We start from the raw sequence: 17,507 nt of genomic DNA, 5'->3' as shown, positions 1-17,507 counted from the left end.
CATCCTCCGGGTTGACGAGAGAGTGCGGATCTTAACACGAGGTCAGGCAACCGCCTGCATCTGGGTGGTCATGGCGATCTCGGCACGGCGACGCTTCTCTGCCTTGGCCATCAGATACCAGCTGCCAAAGGTAAACAGCGATACCGACAACAGGATCAGACTGGCAACCGCGTTGATCTCCGGTTTCACCCCGAGCCGCACCGCCGAGAAGACCTCCATCGGCAGGGTGGTCGAGCCCGGGCCGGAGACGAAGCTGGCCAGCACCAGATCATCGAGCGACAGGGCAAACGACATCATGCCACCCGCAGCCAGCGAGGGGGCTATCATCGGGATGGTGATCAGGAAGAACACCTTCCACGGTTTGGCCCCCAGATCCATGGCAGCCTCCTCGATGGAGAGATCCAGCTCGCGCAGGCGCGCCGACACCACGATCGCCACATAGGCGGTACAGAAGGTGGTGTGAGCAATCCAGATGGTCAGCATGCCGCGCTCGGCAGGCCAGCCCACCAGCTGGGCCATCGCCACGAACAGCAGCAGCAGCGACAGACCGGTGATCACCTCGGGCATCACCAGCGGCGCCGTCACCATGCCGCCGAACAGGGTGCGGCCACGGAAGTGCGGGATCCGGGTCAGCACGAAAGCCGCCACCGTTCCCAGCGCGACTGCCGCAATCGCGGTATAGAAGGCGATCTCCAGCGAGCGCAGCACCGAGCCGATCAGCTGCTTGTTGTCGAGCAGGCCAAAGTACCACTTGAGCGACCAGCCCCCCCATACCGTCACCAGCTTGGAGGCGTTGAAGGAGTAGATCACCATGATGACCATGGGCAGATAGATAAACAGCAGCCCCAGCCAGAGCATCAGCTTGGCAAAACCAAAACGTCTCATCATGCCTTGCCCTCCAGCTCTTTGGCCTGGTTACGGTTGAACAGGATTATGGGGATGATCAGCACCGCCAGCATCACAACCGCCAACGCGGAGGCTACTGGCCAGTCGCGGTTGTTGAAGAACTCCTGCCACAGCACCTTACCGATCATCAGTGTCTCCGGGCCACCCAGCAGTTCCGGGATAACAAACTCCCCCACCACCGGAATGAACACCAGCATGCAGCCGGCGATGATGCCGTTCTTGGAGAGCGGCACCGTGATCTGCCAGAAACGGGTCAGGTTGCGGGCTCCCAGATCGGATGCGGCCTCCAGCAGGCTCTGGTCATGCTTGACCAGATTGGCGTAGAGCGGCAGCACCATGAATGGCAGGTAGGAGTAAACGATGCCGATATAGACCGCCAGGTTGGTGTTGAGGATCTGCAGCGGCTCGTGGATAAGACCGATGCTCAGCAAGAAGCTGTTGAGCAGGCCGTTGTTGCTGAGGATACCCATCCAGGCGTAGACCCGGATCAAAATCGCGGTCCAGGTCGGCATCATGATGAGCAGCAGCAGAACGGTCTGGGTCTCCTTGTTGGCTCGGGCGATGGAGTAGGCCATCGGATAGCCGATCAGCAAACAGAGGATTGTGCTGATAAAGGCCATCTTGAGCGAACCGAGATAGGCGGCGATATAGAGCTCATCCTCCTGCAACATCAGGTAGTTGCCCATGTTGAGCAGGATGGTGAGCTGGTTGTCGGCCCAGCTCACCACGTCGGTGTACGGCGGGATCGCCACATCCGCTTCGGCAAAGCTGATCTTCAGCACGATGATGAAGGGCAGCAGGAAGAAGAGGAACAGCCAGAAGAAGGGGATGCCGATCACCAGCTGGCGACCCCACACATGCTTCAGTCGTCTCAATGCCTTCATGATTGCAGCACCACGCCGCTGTCATCTTCCCAGTAGAGGAACACCTGGTCATCCCAGGTTGGCCGTTTGCCGTGGCGTTCGGCATTGGCGATGAAAGCCTGAACGATTTTGCCCGAGGGCAGTTCGATGTGATAAACCGAGTGGCCGCCCAGATAGGCGATGTCGTAGACCTTTCCCCTGGTCCAGTTGAAGTCCGGATGCTCGATCTCCGCCGGTTTTTGCAGGCTCATCAGCAGCTTCTCCGGGCGCAGGGCGTAGGTCACCTTCTTGTTTTCGGCACGGGAGCTGATGCCGTGGCCCACATAGATGGGCTGCTCCAGATCGGCGCAGGCGATAATGGCGTGGTCCTGCTCATCCTCCACCAGCAGACCGTCGAACAGGTTGACGTTGCCGATGAACTCGCACACCAGCCGGCTGGCCGGGGTTTCGTAGATATCCATCGGGCTGCCGATCTGCTCGATGCAACCGAGGTGCATGATGGCGATCCGCTCGGCCATGGTCATCGCCTCTTCCTGATCGTGGGTCACCATGACGCAGGTAACCCCGACCCGTTCGATGATCTCGACCAGCTCCAGCTGCATCTGGGAGCGCAGCTTCTTGTCGAGCGCCCCCATGGGTTCATCCAGCAGCAGCAGCTTGGGGCGTTTGGCCAGCGAACGGGCCAGCGCCACCCGCTGGCGCTGGCCACCGGAGAGCTGGTGCGGCTTGCGGCGGGCATACTGGGTCATCTGCACCAGCTTGAGCATCTCCTCCACCCGGGCATCGATCTCCGCCTTGGGCAGGCCATCCTGCTTGAGGCCAAAGGCGATGTTTTGCGCCACCGTCATATGGGGGAACAGGGCGTAGGACTGGAACATCATGTTGATGGGACGCTCGTAGGGCGGCATATCGGTGATATCGACACCATCGAGATAGAGCCGCCCCTCGGTCGGACGTTCGAAACCGGCCAGCATCCGCAACAGGGTCGACTTGCCGGAGCCGGAGCCACCGAGCAGGGCGAAGATCTCCCCCTTGTTGATGTTGAGCGATACGTTATCGACAGCCAGCGTTTCATCGAACTGCTTGCTTACCCGATCAATCTTGACCAGCACTTCTTTACGCTGCTGGCTGCCCTCGAGGGCTTTCTTGTAGGCACTGGAGGCTATCGCCATTACCAAACTCCCCAACGTGATATCGACCTCGCGGCCGATCCATAAAAGCAATTTGGCGCCCCCGAACGGGCACCAAGGTTAGGTTCCGGACTTGACCTTGCTCCAACTCCGGGTCATCAGCCGCTGGATTGCACGAGGATGTTCCTGAGAGACATAGAGTCGTGCCAGCACCGGCTGAGGTGGATAAACAGATTGATCATCGCGCACCTTCTCATCCATGAACGCCGCAGCCCTGGCATTGGGATTCGCATAGCCCACATAGTTGCTGACCTTGGCGATCACCTCGGGCTGGAGGACGTAGTTGATGAGGGCGTGCGCCTCTTTGACATTGGTGGCATCGGCCGGGATCGCCATCATGTCGAACCAGAGATTGCCCCCCTCCTTCGGGATGCTGTAGGCAATCTTCACCCCCTTGCCGGCCTCGTTGGCCCGCGCGGCGGCCTGCAGAATGTCGCCGGAAAAACCCGCCGCCACGCAGATGTCGCCGTTGGCGAGATCACCGATGTACTTGGAGGAGTGGAAGTAGGCGACATAGGGGCGCACCTTGAGCAGCTGCTCTTCGGCCCGCTTGATGTCCGCCGGCTCATGGCTGTTGGGATCGAGCCCCAGATAGTTGAGGGCGGCAGGGATCATCTCGTCGGCAGAGTCGAGAAAGGCGACGCCGCAACGGGAGAGCTTCTCCATGTTTTCCGGTTCGAAAATAACCGCCCAGGAGTCGATCTTGTCGACCCCCAGTACAGCCTTGATCTTGTCGACGTTGTAGCCGATACCGTTGGTACCCCAGAGATAGGGCACGGCGTATTGATGGCCCGGATCCACCTTGTCGAGCTGGCTGAGCAGCACCGGATCCAGGTTGGCCATATTGGGCAGCAGGGATTTGTCCAGCTTCTGGAACGCTCCCGCCTTGATCTGTTTGGCCAGAAAGTTGTTGGAGGGCACCACCAGATCATAACCGGTACGCCCCGTCAGCAACTTCCCCTCCAGGGTCTCGTTGGAGTCGAACACGTCATAGACGGTCTTGATCCCGGTCGCCTGCTGGAAATCGCTGAGGGTGGTCTCGCCGATATAATCAGACCAGTTGTAGAAATGGAGTTCAGTTGCGGCCTGAACGCCACTTGCCAACCCCATGGTCAGGGCAATGGTTGCCAATCTGGTTGTATGCACGGTTTCAGTTCTCCTGTGTTTAGTGGTTGACCGTCTGCGCATCCTCTCGCGCGGCCCATCCCGAAAGATGGCATCACTACCCTCCCGGCCGAACTGCGGACCGGGAGGGGCACTCGTCACTTACTTGCCGGACTTGATCTTGGTCCAGCTGCGCGTCATCACACGCTGCACCTTGGCCGGCAGATCCGGGAAGGTGTAAATCTTCTGCATGGTCTCTTCGCTCGGATAGATACCCGGATCGTTACGGATCTCCGCATTGACCAGCGGGGTCGCCGCCTTGTTGCCGTTCGGGAATTTCACCACGTTGGTGATGTTGGCGATCACCTCGGGCTTCATCAGGTAGTTGATAAAGACGTGGGCGGATTCGACGTTCTGGGCATCGGCCGGGATGGCGATCATGTCAAAGAAGCTGCCCGCCCCCTCTTTCGGGATGGTGTAGGTCAGCGACACGCCGTTGTTGGCCTCCGCCGCCCGCGCCTTCGACTGCTGCAAGTCACCGGAGTAACCGACCGCCACACAGAGGTTGCCGTTGGCCAGATCCGAGATGTACTTGGAGGAGTGGAAATAGGCGGTATAGGGACGGATGGAGAGGAACAGTGCCTCGGCCTGCTTCAGCTCGTCCGGCTTCTGGCTATCCGGCTTGAAGCCCAGATATTGCAGAGCGGCCGGCAGCATTTCGGTCGGCGAGTCGAGGAAGGAGACACCGCACTCCTTCAGCTTGGCCATGTTCTCCGGCTTGAACACCAGATCCCAGGAGTTGACCGGCGCATCGGCCCCCAGCACCGCCTTCACCTTCTCGGGGTTGTAGGCATAGCCGATGGTGCCCCACATATAGGGGATGGAGTACTGGTTGCCCGGATCACTCGGCTCGAGCGCCTTGAGCAGGGCAGGATCCATGTTTTGCCAGTTGGGAAGCTTGGACTTGTCCAGTTTCTGGAACACGCCCGCCTTGATCTGCTTGGCCAGGAAGGGGTTGGACGGCACGACGATGTCATAGCCCGATTTGCCGGCCAGCAACTTGGCCTCCAGCACCTCGTTGCTGTCGAACACGTCATACACCACCTTGATGCCCGTCTCTTTCTGGAAGTTATCCAGGGTATCCGGCGCGATGTAGTCGCTCCAGTTGTAGACGTGCAGCACCTTCTCGTCGGCCATTGCTCCGGCACTTGCCATGACCAGAGCCACAGAGGCAGCGATCACTCCCGTTTTGAAAGACATCATCCTTGTCTCCTAAGCAAATTGTATGCGCATGCCAACCTGCCCGGCCGCACCTCAACCCTTCAGCTTGGCGGCTGTCAGATCCAGACTGAGCCTGGCGAGCTTGACCAATTCATCAACCTGTTCCTCGGTGATGACCAAGGGGGGCGATATGATCATGGTATCGCCTACCGCCCTCATCACCAAGCCATTGTTAAAGCAGAACTCCCGGCAGGTCATCCCCGCATTTGCGTGGGCTGGAAAACGCTGGTTGGTCTGTTTGTCCTGCACTATTTCCAGTGCGGCAACCAGTCCGCGGCCACGGGTTTCCCCTACCAGCGGATGGTCGGCCAGCTCCGCCCAGCGGCGCTGCAAATAGGGGCCGATGTTATCATGGACGCGCTTAACTATGCTCTCCTTTTGCATAAGCTGGATATTGGCAACCGCCACCGCACAGGAGACCGGGTGACCCGAATAGGTGAAGCCGTGGTTGAACTCGCCCCCCTCCTCCACCAGCACCCTGGCGACCCGATCGCTCACCATAACGGCGCCGAGCGGCAGGTAGCCCGAGGTGATCCCCTTGGCCAGACACATCAGATCCGGCTTGATGCCAAACCCCTCGCTGGCAAACCAGTGACCGGTGCGACCGAAGCCGCAGATCACTTCGTCGGCGATGAGCAGAATGCCGTATTGATCGCAGATGCGCTGGATCTCGGGCCAGTAGCTGTCAGGCGGAATGATGACGCCGCCCGCACCCTGGATCGGCTCGCCGATAAAGGCAGCCACCTTGTCCACCCCCAGCTCCAGAATCTTCTGCTCCAGCTGGCGAGCCCGCTCCAGTCCGAATTCGTGGGCACTCATCCCCTGCCCTTCACCGAAGTGATAGGGCTGGTCGATATGGACTATGCCGGGAATGGGCAGGTTGCCCTGCTGATGCATCCCCTTCATGCCGCCCAGACTCGCCCCCGCCACGGTGGAGCCGTGGTAGGCGTTGTGGCGGCTGATGATCACCTGCTTCTCCGGCTGCCCCTTGCTGGCCCAGTAGTGGCGCACCATCCGCAGCACAGTGTCGTTGCACTCGGAGCCGGAGCCGGTAAAGAAGACGTGGTTGAGATGTGACGGCGTCACTTCGGCCAGCAGAGTGGCCAGCTCGATCACCGGCGGGTGCGCAGTCTGGAAAAAGAGGTTGTAGTAGGGAAGCTGCTCCATCTGTCTGGCCGCGGCATCCACCAGCTCCTGCCGGCCATAACCCATGTTGACGCACCAGAGCCCCGCCATGCCGTCCAGAATGCGCTTGCCCTCGGAGTCTTCCAGATAGACGCCACTGGCCTTGGTGATGATACGGCTGCCCTTCTTGTTCAGGGCCTGAAAGTCGGTAAAGGGGTGCAGGTGGTGGCTGGCATCCTGTTGCTGCCACTCACGGGTAGTCTGTTGCATTGTTAGCTCCTCGGTTCCTTCGATTTAGCTGGTTCTGTTCGTCAATCATCAGGAGGGCTGCCACTCCCGCAGTCACGGCCACTTTCGGGCGGCCTGCGGCTGCGGCACGGCTTGCTCCTCGCGTTCTTAATTCGAGCCAAAAACTGTTATCAACCATGCAACCAGAGCGGTGGCGAGCCAACTTTCGCTCACAACCATCCGCGGGGGGAAGCACTCCTCCATCCCGTATTACCGGTTACAGGCAGGGGAGGCAGCCTGCCTCCCCGATTCGGACGATGCGTGGCCGGCACGCATCCGGGTCAGACGTTCAGCAGCAGGAACTCGCGCTCCCAGCGGCTGATCACCCCGAAGTAGGTCTCGTACTCTTTGCGTTTGACCGCTACAAAGGCACGGGTAAAGCGCTCGCCCAGCATCTCCTTGATGGGATCGCACTGCTCCAGATGGCTGAGGGCCTCCTCCAGCGAACGGGGCAGACTGTAGGGCAGCTCGTAGGCGCTCGATTTCATCTCCGGCAGCGGCTCCAGCTTCTCCATCATGCCGAGATAGCCGCACGCCAGAGTGGCGGCCAGCGCCAGATAGGGGTTGGCATCGGCACCGGCGAAGCGGTTCTCCACCCGGCGGGCACTGGGGTCGGAGAAGGGCACTCGCAGGCCGCAGGTGCGGTTTTCCACCCCCCACTGGACGTTGCGCGGCGCGCTCTCGCCGAAGGTGAGGCGGCGGTAGGAGTTGACGTTGGGAGCCAGCAGGGCGGTCACCGCGGGGGTGTACTTCTGCAGACCGGCGATGAAGTGCATGAACAGCTCGGAGTTGCCACCATCAGGGGTACCGAACAGGTTGCGGCCGTTCATATCCTCCAGACTCTGGTGGATGTGCATGGCGGAGCCCGGCTCGTTGCTCATCGGCTTGGCCATGAAGGTAGCGTAGATGCCGTGGCGATGGGCGGCCTCGCGCATGGTGCGCTTGAACAGGAACACCTGATCGGCCAGATCGATGGCATCCCCGTGCAGGAAGTTGATCTCCATCTGGGCGGCGCCGGATTCGTGGATCAGGGTATCCACCTCCAGCTCCTGCGCCTCGCAGTAGTCATACATGTCTTCGAAGATGGGGTCGAATTCGTTGACCGCATCGATACTGAACGACTGGCGGGCGGTCTCCGGGCGACCGTTGCGGCCGACCGGCGGCATCAGCGGATAGTCGGGGTCTTCATTGCGGGTGACCAGATAGAACTCCAGCTCGGGCGCCACCACCGGTTTCCACCCCTGCTTCTCGTAAAATGACAAAACGCGACGCAGCACGGAGCGCGGCGCGATATCGATCAGCTTGCCGTTGACGTCGAAACAGTCGTGGATCACCTGGGCAGTCGGCTCCAGCGCCCAGGGGACAAAGCGGATGGTGTTGGGGTCGGGGTAGAGCTGCATGTCCCGCTCCAGCGGGTCGATCATGCTGTCGTCATCCGGATACTCACCTGTCACTGTCTGGGTGAAGATCACCTCGGGCAGTCGCATGCCCCCTTCGCGCAAAAACTTGTTGGCTGGAATGATCTTGCCCCGGGCGTTGCCGGTGAAATCCGGGAACAGACACTCCACTTCCGTGATGCGATTGCTCTCCATCCAGCCCTTGATACTGTCCATGTTAAACCCCGACTCTACGGTTGCCATTGGCAAGGGTGTCTAATATATGGAACACCCTTGTTATAAAATTGTAATCAACACCACCATAAAAGCCCGCCATGAAGGGCAATGTCAAGGGTGTGTGTTTAAAAAACTATAAATAACGGCGCATATAATGACCAATGCGGCACCAAATACTAAACACTCGTGGCCTCGCCTCTCACCAGTGCAAAGCCGGTGCCAACCGGCCAGAACCAGATGTCAGATCCCGTCAGATCAGCCGCTAAAGAGGCCATTTTTTTGCAAAGGCGCACAATCCGTATCCTATTTGCTTTGCTTGGCTGCTTTTTTTTGGTACAAGGCCCGCCCTGATTTGCACTCTCTTGCATGAAAACGGTGCAAATCGGGATACAAGGGCTTGGTCTGCAGGCAGACAGCCCCCATAAACAGGGATAATTGGGTTAGTAAACTGACTGGTAGTAAATCGTATGTGTGATTTCATGACTGAAGACCAACTGGCCTTTTACAAGGGACAGATCGAGCGCCAGATCCTCGAACTCGAAGATCGCCTCAACTCCCAGGCCAGCCAGGCCATCGCCACCGACACCAACGAGATGGCCGATGAAATTGACCGTGCCAGCATCGAGGAAGCCCGCCGTCTGGAGCTGAACCGCATCGAGCACGACAAGCTGCATCTGCGCAAACTGCGCGGCGCGCTGAAGCGCATCAGCGAAGGGGATTTCGGTTACTGCGAATCTTGCGGCGACGAGATCTCTCTCAAGCGTCTGCATGCCCGTCCGGAGTCCCGTTTCTGCGTCGAGTGCCAGAGCACCAAGGAATTCAACGATACCCACGTGTTCCGCCGCGTCGCCTGATCCCTCTCCGGGAAATCACTCTCCTCTGGCAGCAATAGGCGGTCGGCAGACAAGGGCCAACGCCCGAATCTTGCACACCGCGCCGCAGCAAGAGGGTGAAAAGTTCTGTTAGACTCCGGGCACGTCCCGGACTCTACAGGAGAACAGAGAGTGAAATGGCTCATCAAACTGTGTTTGTGCCTGCCGCTGCTGGCACAAGCACAGGTTCTGACGGTCAAGGTGCCCAGTCGCCCCGTCAACAATCTCGATCAGGAGTACCAGTACAAGCTGCTGGAACTGGCCCTGACCCACTCCGGCACCCCCTTTCGCATCCAGCCCGTCGAGCTCGATCTCAACCAGTTCACCCTCCAGCAGCAGCTGAGCAAGGGCAAGACCATCAATGTTTTCTGGATGGGTACCTCCAGCGCGCTCGAGTCCTCCCTGCTGGCCGTCCCCATTCCGCTGTTTCGCGGGCTGGAAGGGCTGCGCCTCTCCTTCATCCACGCTGATGCCCAGGAGAAGTTCAACCAGATCAATACTCTGGCTGATTTGAGGCAGATGAAAGCGGCGCAAGGAGTCGGCTGGGCCGACAACAAGATTCTGGAAAGTGCCGGCATCCCGACCTACTCCGGTCGCTTCAGCACCCTGTTTCGCCTGATCAACGACGGCGACAAGGTCGATTTCTTTCCACGCGCCATGGTGGAGATCTTCGCCGAGCGCAGCGAGCTGGTGGCGCAATACCCCAACCTCGCCATCGAGCAGCACCTGCTGATCCGCTACCCCTTCGCCCAGTTCTTCTTCGTCAGCCCCGAGTACCCCGAGCTGGCCAAGGCGATCCAGACCGGCCTTGAGCGGGCCTATGCCGACGGCAGCTTCATGCAGTTCTTCCGTGAAAACCCGAAGATCCGCGAAGCGCTGGCCAGCGCCAATCTCGACCAGCGGGTCACCATCCAGCTGCCCAACCCCGATATGACGCCGTTGCTCAAGAGCATTCCGGCACAATATTGGGAATACCCTCCGCAGGGATAAGCTGCCAGCCGCCCCGTCAGGGGCGGTGCTGTTTTTGCCCCTATCAATGCTGATGCAGCCGGACTCCCCGCTTGGGATCGGGCAAGCACTTGTGACAGCCGCTGACGGGCGCAGAGCTGCGCCTATGGCGGGATCTGGCTCGCTATAAGTTAAAATTGGGCCATAAAGGGAAAACCCATAAATTAAATTTATAGCGATGCCAAAGCCCGCCGGGCAGGCGGTCAGCACGGGCCACAGGCCCGCCAGAGCCATCGCCCGACCCACACCATCTCACTTGCCTCCCCCCTTGCCGCTATCTGATCAGAACGCGGCATGAGCCGGCGTTGCCATCTGGCATTGGTCGCGCGCTTCCGCCATCATGCTTGCGATGCCGCGCCCGTTTACCGGGGGTGGCCAGAGCAGCAAAACCAGAGCGTGCGCCAGGGAGGTGCCATGAAGGGAGTCGAAGAGTGGTTTGAGGAGTACGGCCAGAGCCATCGCCATCCGATCAACGTCGCCATCCACAAGCTGGCGGTGCCGGGCATCTATCTCTGCTCGCTGGGGCTGCTCTGGAGCCTGCCTGCCGGGCCGCTGCCAGCGGGGCTCAACTGGGCGGCGGTGGCCGCCATTCCGGTGCTGGCCTTCTACCTGCAGCTGTCGTTTGCCCTGTTCGTCGGGATGGCGGGGCTGACCGCGCTCGGGCTGGCCTTCTGCCACCAGTGGCAGGGGCCGCTGCTGTGGCCCGCGCTGTTTATCTTCATGTTGCTCTGGATAGCCCAGTTTGTCGGCCACAGGATCGAGGGCAAACGCCCCTCCTTCCTTGCCGACCTGCAATTTCTGCTGATAGGCCCCGCCTGGGTGCTTGCCAGCCTCTATCGTCGCCTGGGCATACCCTATTGAGGGATGCCGGGCCAACAGGAGAGACCATGTCATACCGCCACACTCTGAATTCACCTCTGCGCCGCGCCCTGCCCCTGCTGCTGGGCGCCCTGTTCGCCGGCCCGGTGCTGGCCGACAAGGCTGATACCGTCGGCGAGGTGAGCACCGCCTTCAAGCTGTTCGGCCCCAACCACAAGATCCTGGTGGAGGCGTTCGACGATCCCCGCATCGACGGCGTCGCCTGCTATCTGGCGCGCCCCAAGACCGGTGGTGTCAAGGGCGGGCTCGGGCTGGCGGAAGATCCCTCCCACGCCTCCCTCTCGTGCCACCAGATCGGTCCCATCACCCTGCCGGCGAAGCTGAAAGCGGGGGAAGAGGTGTTCGACGTCAGCACCTCGCTGGTGTTCAAGGAGCAGAAGGTGGTGCGCTTTTACGACCAGAAGCGCAATGCGCTGGTTTACCTGACCTACAGCACCAAGCTGGTGGATGGTTCGTACAAGAGTGCAGTCAGCGCCGTACCCATCATGCCGTGGGGGCAATAACCAGCCGGTTTGTCCGGTGATAGTTGACTCGCTTTGTTGTAATTTAACTACAAATCATCTGCGGAGAGCACACCATGAAAGTCGCCGTATTCAGCACCAAGAGCTATGACAAAGAGCATTTCACCCAGGCCAACAGCCGCTTCGGCTTTGAACTGGAGTTCTTCGATGTGCGGCTGGAGGCCAAGACGGCCCGACTGGCCCACGGCTTCCCGGTGGTGTGCCTGTTCGTTAATGACGACGCCGACCGCGAGGTGCTGACCGAGCTGGCGGCCAACGGCACCCAGGTGATCGCCCTGCGCTGTGCCGGTTACAACAACGTGGATCTGGCCGCCGCCAGGGAGCTGGGCATGAAGGTGGTGCGAGTGCCCGCCTACTCCCCCGAGGCAGTGGCCGAGCACGCGGTCGGCATGATGATGTGCCTCAACCGCCGCATCCACAAAGCCTATCAGCGCACCCGCGACGCCAACTTCTCGCTGGAGGGGCTGGTCGGCTTCAACATGCACGGCCGCACCGCCGGCATCATCGGCACCGGCAAGATCGGCATCGCCACCCTGCGTATCCTCAAGGGGTTCGGCATGCGCCTGCTGGTGAACGACCCTTACCAGAATCCGGCTGCCATCGAGCTGGGGGCCGAGTATGTGGATCTCGACACCCTGTTCCGCCAGTCCGACGTCATCAGCCTGCACTGCCCGCTGTTCAAAGAGAACTACCACCTGCTCAATCAGGAGGCGTTCGCCAAGATGAAGGACGGGGTGATGATCATCAACACCAGCCGCGGCGGCCTGCTCGACTCCAACGCCGCCATCGAGTCGCTCAAGACTTCCCGCATCGGCGCGCTGGGGCTGGACGTCTACGAAGAGGAGGAGGATCTCTTCTTCTCCGACAAGTCCAACGAGGTGATCACCGATGATGTGTTCCGCCGCCTGTCAGCCTGCCACAACGTGCTGTTCACCGGTCATCAGGCCTTCCTGACCCGCGAGGCGCTGCACGCCATCGCCGACACCACCCTCGGCAACATTCAGGCTATCGAGAGTCAGGGCCGCAGCGACAACGAGGTCGAGTAACCCCCCGCGCGCTATTGCAGCGCCTCATCTCTGCACGCCGGGTTGTGAGACCCGGCGCCATCGGGTAGGCTAGCTCCCCTTTTTTCCAAGGAGCTGACTGCCCATGTTTATCGGATTTGATTACGGTACCTCCAACTGTGCCGTGGCCGTGATGGAACAGGGCAGCCCGCGGCTGCTCAATCTCGGCCCCTCCCGCTACCTCCCCTCCACCCTGCACGCGCCGCACCGGGATGCCATCGCCGGTCTGCTGGCCGAAGGGCTGGCCGACAGCCAGCAGGCGGCCTATCTCAAGCTGCGCGGCCCCGTGGTGACCCGGGCCCAGGCGGTGCGCCGTCAGATGCGCGAAGAGGGGCTGATCGACGAGCTGAGCTTTGGCTCCGCCGCGCTGGAGCGCTATCTGGAGGAGCCGGACGAGGGCTACTACATCAAGTCGCCGAAATCCTTCCTCGGCGCCTACGGCCTCAAGGCCCCCCAGATTGCCCTGTTCGAAGATATCGTCTGCGCCATGATGCTCCACGTCCGCCAGCAGGCGGAGCAGCAGCTCGGCGCCCCGATCCGTCAGGCGGTGATCGGCCGTCCGGTCAACTTTCAGGGCTTGGCTGGCGAAGAGAGCAACCGTCAGGCCATCGCCATTCTGAGCGAAGCGGCCCGCATCGCCGGCTTCGAGCAGGTGGAGTTTCTCTACGAACCGGTGGCGGCCGGTTTTGAATTCGAGGCCCGCCTCACCGAAGACGCCGTGGTGCTGGTGGTGGATATCGGCGGCGGTACCACCGACTGCTCCATGCTGCGGATGGGCCCGAGCTACCGTGACCGGCTCGATCGCACCGACGATCTGCTCGGCCACAGCGGTCAGCGGATCGGCGGCAACGACTTCGACATCCGCCTGACGGTGGAGGGGATGATGCCGCTACTCGGGATGCACGAGGTGCTCAAAACCGGCAAACCGCTGCCCCACCCGCTGTTCTGGGATGCAGCCGCCATCAACGATGTCAGCGCCCAGAGCCGTTTTTACAGTCTCGATACCGCCCGCCAGCTGCAGGATCTGCAGCTCGACAGCCAGCCCGGCAGCAAGCTGAGCCGCCTTGCCAACCTGCGGGTCCACAAGCTGAGCCACCAGCTGGTCTGGCGCGCCGAGCAGGGCAAGATAGTCCTCTCGGAGCAGGAGAGCAGCCGCCACTCCCTGAGCGAGCTGGAAAAAGGGCTGGAGGCGGAGCTGACCCGCGAGCAGCTGGCCGGTGCCTCGGCCCTGCTGCTGGAGAAGATTGGCGAGCTGATGGATGAGGCGATCGCCGCCGCCGGCGTACAACCCGACCGCATCTTCGTCACCGGCGGTAGCGCCCGCTCGCCGCTGATCGCCAGCTTTATCCGCCAGAAGCTGCCGGCTATCCCGCTCGAGGGGGGTGATGACTTCGGCTCGGTGGCCGCCGGTCTGGCCCGTTATGCCGAGCGGATCTTCGCAGCCAAGTCCTGAATGGGGCCAAATCGCCAGAGTGTTGCCATTTAGAGACACTCTGGCGGCAAAGGGGCGACAGAAGCGGTCGGTCGCCCCAGCTTCCGCCCTGCTACGGGGCAAGCAAACAGGCTATGCTTGCGGCTCCCATCAACCGGAGCCCCGCCATGTCCAGATTGTCACTCCTGCTCATCCCCCTCTTCCTGCTCGCCGGCTGCAGTTCAGCCACCTTTGTCCGGCAGGATCTGCAACATCACCACTGGGTATTGAGCAAGCTGGATGGCGAACCGGTTGCCGCCTTGCGCGACAATCCGCCCGACTTCGAGATCGGCGAGCACTTCACCGTCAACGGCATCGCCGGCTGCAACCGCTACTTCGGCCAGGGCCATATGAAAGGGGACAAGTTCTGGGTCACCAGTCTGGGCAGCACCGAGATGGCCTGCATGCCCCCCCTCAACACCATAGAGCAGGCCGTGTTGACCACGCTGACCGAGGGGGCGACCCTGAGCGGCTCCAGCCAAGACCTGGTACTGCAGGGTAAACAGCACCGTTTGGAATACACCCTGCGCGACTGGGTGCTCTAGGGCTCACAAACCGGCATTACAAACAGGAACATGTTGCCCGGCTGTGGCACAATATGAGGCAGTGTTCGCAATGGAGGCTGCCTCAGCCATGTCGATGGATCGTCTGTTTGACAAGATCAAACAACTCCCCACCATTCCCAAGCTGCTGCACGAGTTGATGCAGAGCTTCAACGACGAGAATGCCCGCATCGACGAGATTGCGGCCAAGATCGCCATGGATCAGGTGATCAGCGTCAAGGTGCTGCGGATGGCCAACTCGGCCGCCCTGCGCCGTGGCAACGAAGTGACCTCCATCGATCAGGCGGTGATCCGCCTCGGCTTCAACCGGTTGCGCTCCATCGTGGTTGCCTCCGGCATCATCGGCAGCTTCAAGGCGCCCCCCAGCTTCGACAAGAACAAGTTCTGGACCGAGACCTTTCAGGTCGCCACCATCGCCAAGACGCTGGCGCAGGAGGCCAGGGTGCTCGACCCCGAGACCGCCTTTACCTGCGCCCTCATCCACAACATCGGCGAGCTGCTGATCCAGAGCACCTTGCCGGAAGAGGCGGAGCTCATCAATCTGGCGATCCAGAAGGGGAGCAGCCGGGTCGAGGCCCAGCGCGAGATGCTGGGCTATGACTATGCCCAGCTCGGTGCCGAACTGGCGCGGCGCTGGAACCTGTCGGAGAGCTTCGTTGACGCCATCTCCCAGCAGCTGGATCCCCTCTCCCACGATCCGGTCAGCAAGGAGGCGGTACTGATCCGTCTGGCAGTCTTCATCTCCTTCGCCTGGAACGCCGGGGTGCCTGCCCAGGCCATCATCGCCCGCTTCCCCAAACCGCTCGCCGACCAGTTGGGACTGGATCCCAAATCGCTGGCCGGCCAGCTCGAAACACTGCATGAACAGGGTAATGCCCTCGCCGATCTTCTGACTCAATAAGCATCATGACCCATCCGTTTCTGTTTCATCCCCAGGTGGCGCCCTGGTTCAAAGAGAGCGCCGATGCCCTGCAACTGACCCTTTTCAGCGAGCTGGATGCCCCCATCCGCGAGGTGTGGCTGCGCCACGAGCCAGACAACGAGGAGTACCTGATCCCGATGACGGCGATCTCGACCCGCGACCGACTGCAGGTATGGCAGGTGAACCTGCCGCTTGGCAAGGGGCAGGATATCCACCTTTACTGCTTCAAGTGCCTCACCGACGAGGAGCAGTGGTGGCTGCACGGCGCTGGCGTCAGTTCCACCATGCCGCCGCGCGAGCAGCATTTTCGCTTCAACAGCCTGCACCAGCCACCGGCCTGGGTGCAGGATCAGGTGTTCTACCAGATCTTCCCCGACCGCTTCTGCAACGGCGATCCGTCCCTCAGCGTCAAGCATCACGAGTACGAGTACCGCGGCAAGGCAGTCATCAGCAAGGCGTGGGGCGAGCCGGTCAGTCGTCACGAAGAGGGGCACGGTGCCTGCGAATTCTATGGCGGCGATCTGGCGGGGATCGATGCCAAGCTGCACTATCTGCAATCCCTCGGGGTGACGGCGCTCTACCTCAACCCCATCTTCGATTCGCCGAGCAACCACAAGTACGACACCCAGGACTACTTCAAGGTGGATGCCCACCTCGGCAGCAACGAGCAGTTCGCCGAGCTGACCCGCAATCTGCACCAGCGCGGCATGAAGATCATTCTCGATGCAGTGGTCAATCACACCTCGACCCAGCACCCCTGGTTCTGCCCGCCACTCGGCGCCCAGAGCAACCCGGATTCGCCGTGGCGCAGCTTCTACACCTTTGACAACGAAGGGGATTACGTCAGCTGGAAGGGCATTCGCAGCCTGCCCAAGCTCGACTTCTCCTGCGAGAAGGTGCAGGACGCCGTCTATCGGGCTGACGACGCCATCCTGCGCTACTGGATGCGCGCCCCCTACCAGATCGACGGCTGGCGTTTCGACGTCATCCACATGCTGGGTGAGCGCGGCACCGCCGAAGGCAACAGCGGCCACGTGCGCGCCATTCGCGGCGCGGTGAAGCAGGAGAACCCGGACGCCTACGTGCTCGGCGAGCACTTCTTCGAGGCGAGCCAGTGGCTGCAGGGGGATCAGGAGGACGGCGCCATGAACTACTACGGCTTCGCCCATCCGATCCGCGCCTTCCTGGCCGGTAAGGACATCGCCTACCACCCCATCAAGATCAGCGCCGAAGAGCTGGATCGCTGGCTCAAGCTGGCGCGGGCCCACATCCCGTTCAAGAACCAGCTGGCCCAGTTCAATCTGCTGGACAGCCACGATACCGCCCGCTTCCTCCACCTGCTGGGCGAGGACAAGCAGCGGATGCGTCTCGCGGCCACCCTGCTGCTCACCTATATCGGCGTGCCCTCCATCTACTACGGCGATGAAGTGGGGCTCTCTGGCGGCAACGACCCTGACTGCCGCCGCTGCTTCCCGTGGGAGACCACCGCCTGGGATCACGTGCTGCACGACCACTATCGCCGGCTGATCCAGATCCGCCGCCAGCGCCCCTCCCTGCGCCGTGGCGATATCCAGACCCTCTATGCCGGCCCCCACAGCTATGTGTTTGCCCGCACCCTGCAAAGCGATCAAGTGGTGGTGGCCTGCAACCGCCACCCGAGCGAGCCGCGCACCATCAGCCTGCCCCTGTGGCAGACCGCGAGCCCCGCCAGCCGCTTCACCGACGCCTTCAACGGCGAGAAGTTCGAAGTGGTGCAGGGGGAGCTGCAGCTGACCATTCCGGCCAACTCGGCCCGGGTGCTGCTCTCCAGTTGAGGGGCGTTATCTCGCCAATAAAA

Annotated in this window: 16 protein-coding genes; 9 read left to right on the top strand and 7 right to left on the bottom strand. The window is 61.2% G+C overall.

Features of this window, described 5'->3' with window-relative positions; all coding sequences use genetic code 11:
- Nucleotides 1-42: 42 nt before the first annotated feature.
- The 7 genes from BS300_RS16100 to BS300_RS16070 form a co-directional block, all read right to left on the bottom strand.
- The gene (locus BS300_RS16100; RefSeq protein ID WP_041209795.1) at nt 43-885 is read right to left on the bottom strand and encodes an ABC transporter permease subunit; all 843 of its coding nucleotides are present in this window, start codon (nt 883-885) and stop codon (nt 43-45) included.
- Nucleotides 885-1,790 carry an ABC transporter permease subunit gene (locus BS300_RS16095; RefSeq protein WP_042029512.1) on the bottom strand — a complete coding sequence of 302 codons (906 nt, stop codon included), beginning with the start codon at nt 1,788-1,790 and terminating at the stop codon, nt 885-887. Before BS300_RS16095 ends, BS300_RS16100 begins: the two co-directional genes overlap by 1 nt.
- Nucleotides 1,787-2,941: a polyamine ABC transporter ATP-binding protein gene (gene potA / locus BS300_RS16090; protein WP_041209744.1), complete on the bottom strand. Its 1,155-nt coding sequence runs from the start codon at nt 2,939-2,941 to the stop codon at nt 1,787-1,789. Before potA ends, BS300_RS16095 begins: the two co-directional genes overlap by 4 nt.
- 78 nt (nt 2,942-3,019) lie before the next feature.
- Nucleotides 3,020-4,105, bottom strand: coding sequence for a polyamine ABC transporter substrate-binding protein (locus BS300_RS16085; protein WP_042029516.1), 1,086 nt, complete (start codon nt 4,103-4,105; stop codon nt 3,020-3,022).
- Between the two features lie 120 nt (nt 4,106-4,225).
- On the bottom strand, nt 4,226-5,323 hold the full coding sequence (locus BS300_RS16080) for a polyamine ABC transporter substrate-binding protein (RefSeq protein ID WP_083593511.1): 1,098 nt from the start codon (nt 5,321-5,323) through the stop codon (nt 4,226-4,228).
- A 54-nt stretch (nt 5,324-5,377) separates the two neighbouring features.
- Complete coding sequence (locus BS300_RS16075) at nt 5,378-6,739, bottom strand: aspartate aminotransferase family protein (protein ID WP_071913974.1); 1,362 nt, start codon at nt 6,737-6,739, stop codon at nt 5,378-5,380.
- A gap of 299 nt (nt 6,740-7,038) precedes the next feature.
- A complete protein-coding gene (locus BS300_RS16070; RefSeq protein WP_041209747.1) occupies nt 7,039-8,370 on the bottom strand; it encodes a glutamine synthetase family protein in 1,332 nt (443 codons plus the stop codon).
- A 467-nt stretch (nt 8,371-8,837) separates the two neighbouring features.
- Here BS300_RS16070 and BS300_RS16065 point away from each other — a divergent pair, with 467 nt between their 5' ends.
- From BS300_RS16065 to malZ, 9 genes are all read left to right on the top strand, one after another.
- Nucleotides 8,838-9,224 (top strand): TraR/DksA C4-type zinc finger protein, encoded by a 387-nt coding sequence (locus BS300_RS16065; protein ID WP_033115635.1) that lies wholly within the window; start codon nt 8,838-8,840, stop codon nt 9,222-9,224.
- A 150-nt stretch (nt 9,225-9,374) separates the two neighbouring features.
- Nucleotides 9,375-10,232 carry a hypothetical protein gene (locus BS300_RS16060; RefSeq protein ID WP_071913972.1) on the top strand — a complete coding sequence of 286 codons (858 nt, stop codon included), beginning with the start codon at nt 9,375-9,377 and terminating at the stop codon, nt 10,230-10,232.
- A 432-nt stretch (nt 10,233-10,664) separates the two neighbouring features.
- Nucleotides 10,665-11,111, top strand: coding sequence for an Mpo1-like protein (locus tag BS300_RS16055; protein ID WP_071913970.1), 447 nt, complete (start codon nt 10,665-10,667; stop codon nt 11,109-11,111).
- 26 nt (nt 11,112-11,137) lie between these two features.
- Nucleotides 11,138-11,632: a CreA family protein gene (locus tag BS300_RS16050; protein ID WP_071913968.1), complete on the top strand. Its 495-nt coding sequence runs from the start codon at nt 11,138-11,140 to the stop codon at nt 11,630-11,632.
- A gap of 74 nt (nt 11,633-11,706) precedes the next feature.
- Complete coding sequence (locus BS300_RS16045) at nt 11,707-12,696, top strand: 2-hydroxyacid dehydrogenase (protein WP_071913966.1); 990 nt, start codon at nt 11,707-11,709, stop codon at nt 12,694-12,696.
- Between the two features lie 103 nt (nt 12,697-12,799).
- Nucleotides 12,800-14,167, top strand: coding sequence for a molecular chaperone (yegD, locus tag BS300_RS16040; protein ID WP_071913964.1), 1,368 nt, complete (start codon nt 12,800-12,802; stop codon nt 14,165-14,167).
- 146 nt (nt 14,168-14,313) lie between these two features.
- Nucleotides 14,314-14,730: an META domain-containing protein gene (locus tag BS300_RS16035; protein ID WP_071914038.1), complete on the top strand. Its 417-nt coding sequence runs from the start codon at nt 14,314-14,316 to the stop codon at nt 14,728-14,730.
- A 70-nt stretch (nt 14,731-14,800) separates the two neighbouring features.
- On the top strand, nt 14,801-15,649 hold the full coding sequence (locus tag BS300_RS16030) for an HDOD domain-containing protein (protein ID WP_040069699.1): 849 nt from the start codon (nt 14,801-14,803) through the stop codon (nt 15,647-15,649).
- 5 nt (nt 15,650-15,654) lie between these two features.
- The gene (malZ, locus tag BS300_RS16025; protein WP_071913962.1) at nt 15,655-17,484 is read left to right on the top strand and encodes a maltodextrin glucosidase; all 1,830 of its coding nucleotides are present in this window, start codon (nt 15,655-15,657) and stop codon (nt 17,482-17,484) included.
- Nucleotides 17,485-17,507: the final 23 nt, after the last annotated feature.

The organism is Aeromonas sp. SCS5, assembly GCF_001887375.1.
Lineage (GTDB): Bacteria > Pseudomonadota > Gammaproteobacteria > Enterobacterales > Aeromonadaceae > Aeromonas > Aeromonas jandaei.
The sequence above is the reverse complement of the archived record's forward strand: the minus strand, read 5'-3'. Positions and strand labels throughout refer to the sequence as shown.

Coding starts and splice junctions, on each gene's coding strand:
- BS300_RS16100 (WP_041209795.1), bottom strand. CDS start 885: ATGAGACGTTTTGGTTTTGCCAAGCTGATGCTCTGGCTGGGGCTGCTG.
- BS300_RS16095 (WP_042029512.1), bottom strand. CDS start 1,790: ATGAAGGCATTGAGACGACTGAAGCATGTGTGGGGTCGCCAGCTGGTG.
- potA (WP_041209744.1), bottom strand. CDS start 2,941: ATGGCGATAGCCTCCAGTGCCTACAAGAAAGCCCTCGAGGGCAGCCAG.
- BS300_RS16080 (WP_083593511.1), bottom strand. CDS start 5,323: ATGTCTTTCAAAACGGGAGTGATCGCTGCCTCTGTGGCTCTGGTCATG.
- BS300_RS16075 (WP_071913974.1), bottom strand. CDS start 6,739: ATGCAACAGACTACCCGTGAGTGGCAGCAACAGGATGCCAGCCACCAC.
- BS300_RS16070 (WP_041209747.1), bottom strand. CDS start 8,370: ATGGACAGTATCAAGGGCTGGATGGAGAGCAATCGCATCACGGAAGTG.
- BS300_RS16065 (WP_033115635.1), top strand. CDS start 8,838: ATGTGTGATTTCATGACTGAAGACCAACTGGCCTTTTACAAGGGACAG.
- BS300_RS16055 (WP_071913970.1), top strand. CDS start 10,665: ATGAAGGGAGTCGAAGAGTGGTTTGAGGAGTACGGCCAGAGCCATCGC.
- BS300_RS16050 (WP_071913968.1), top strand. CDS start 11,138: ATGTCATACCGCCACACTCTGAATTCACCTCTGCGCCGCGCCCTGCCC.
- BS300_RS16045 (WP_071913966.1), top strand. CDS start 11,707: ATGAAAGTCGCCGTATTCAGCACCAAGAGCTATGACAAAGAGCATTTC.
- yegD (WP_071913964.1), top strand. CDS start 12,800: ATGTTTATCGGATTTGATTACGGTACCTCCAACTGTGCCGTGGCCGTG.
- BS300_RS16035 (WP_071914038.1), top strand. CDS start 14,314: ATGTCCAGATTGTCACTCCTGCTCATCCCCCTCTTCCTGCTCGCCGGC.
- BS300_RS16030 (WP_040069699.1), top strand. CDS start 14,801: ATGGAGGCTGCCTCAGCCATGTCGATGGATCGTCTGTTTGACAAGATC.
- malZ (WP_071913962.1), top strand. CDS start 15,655: ATGACCCATCCGTTTCTGTTTCATCCCCAGGTGGCGCCCTGGTTCAAA.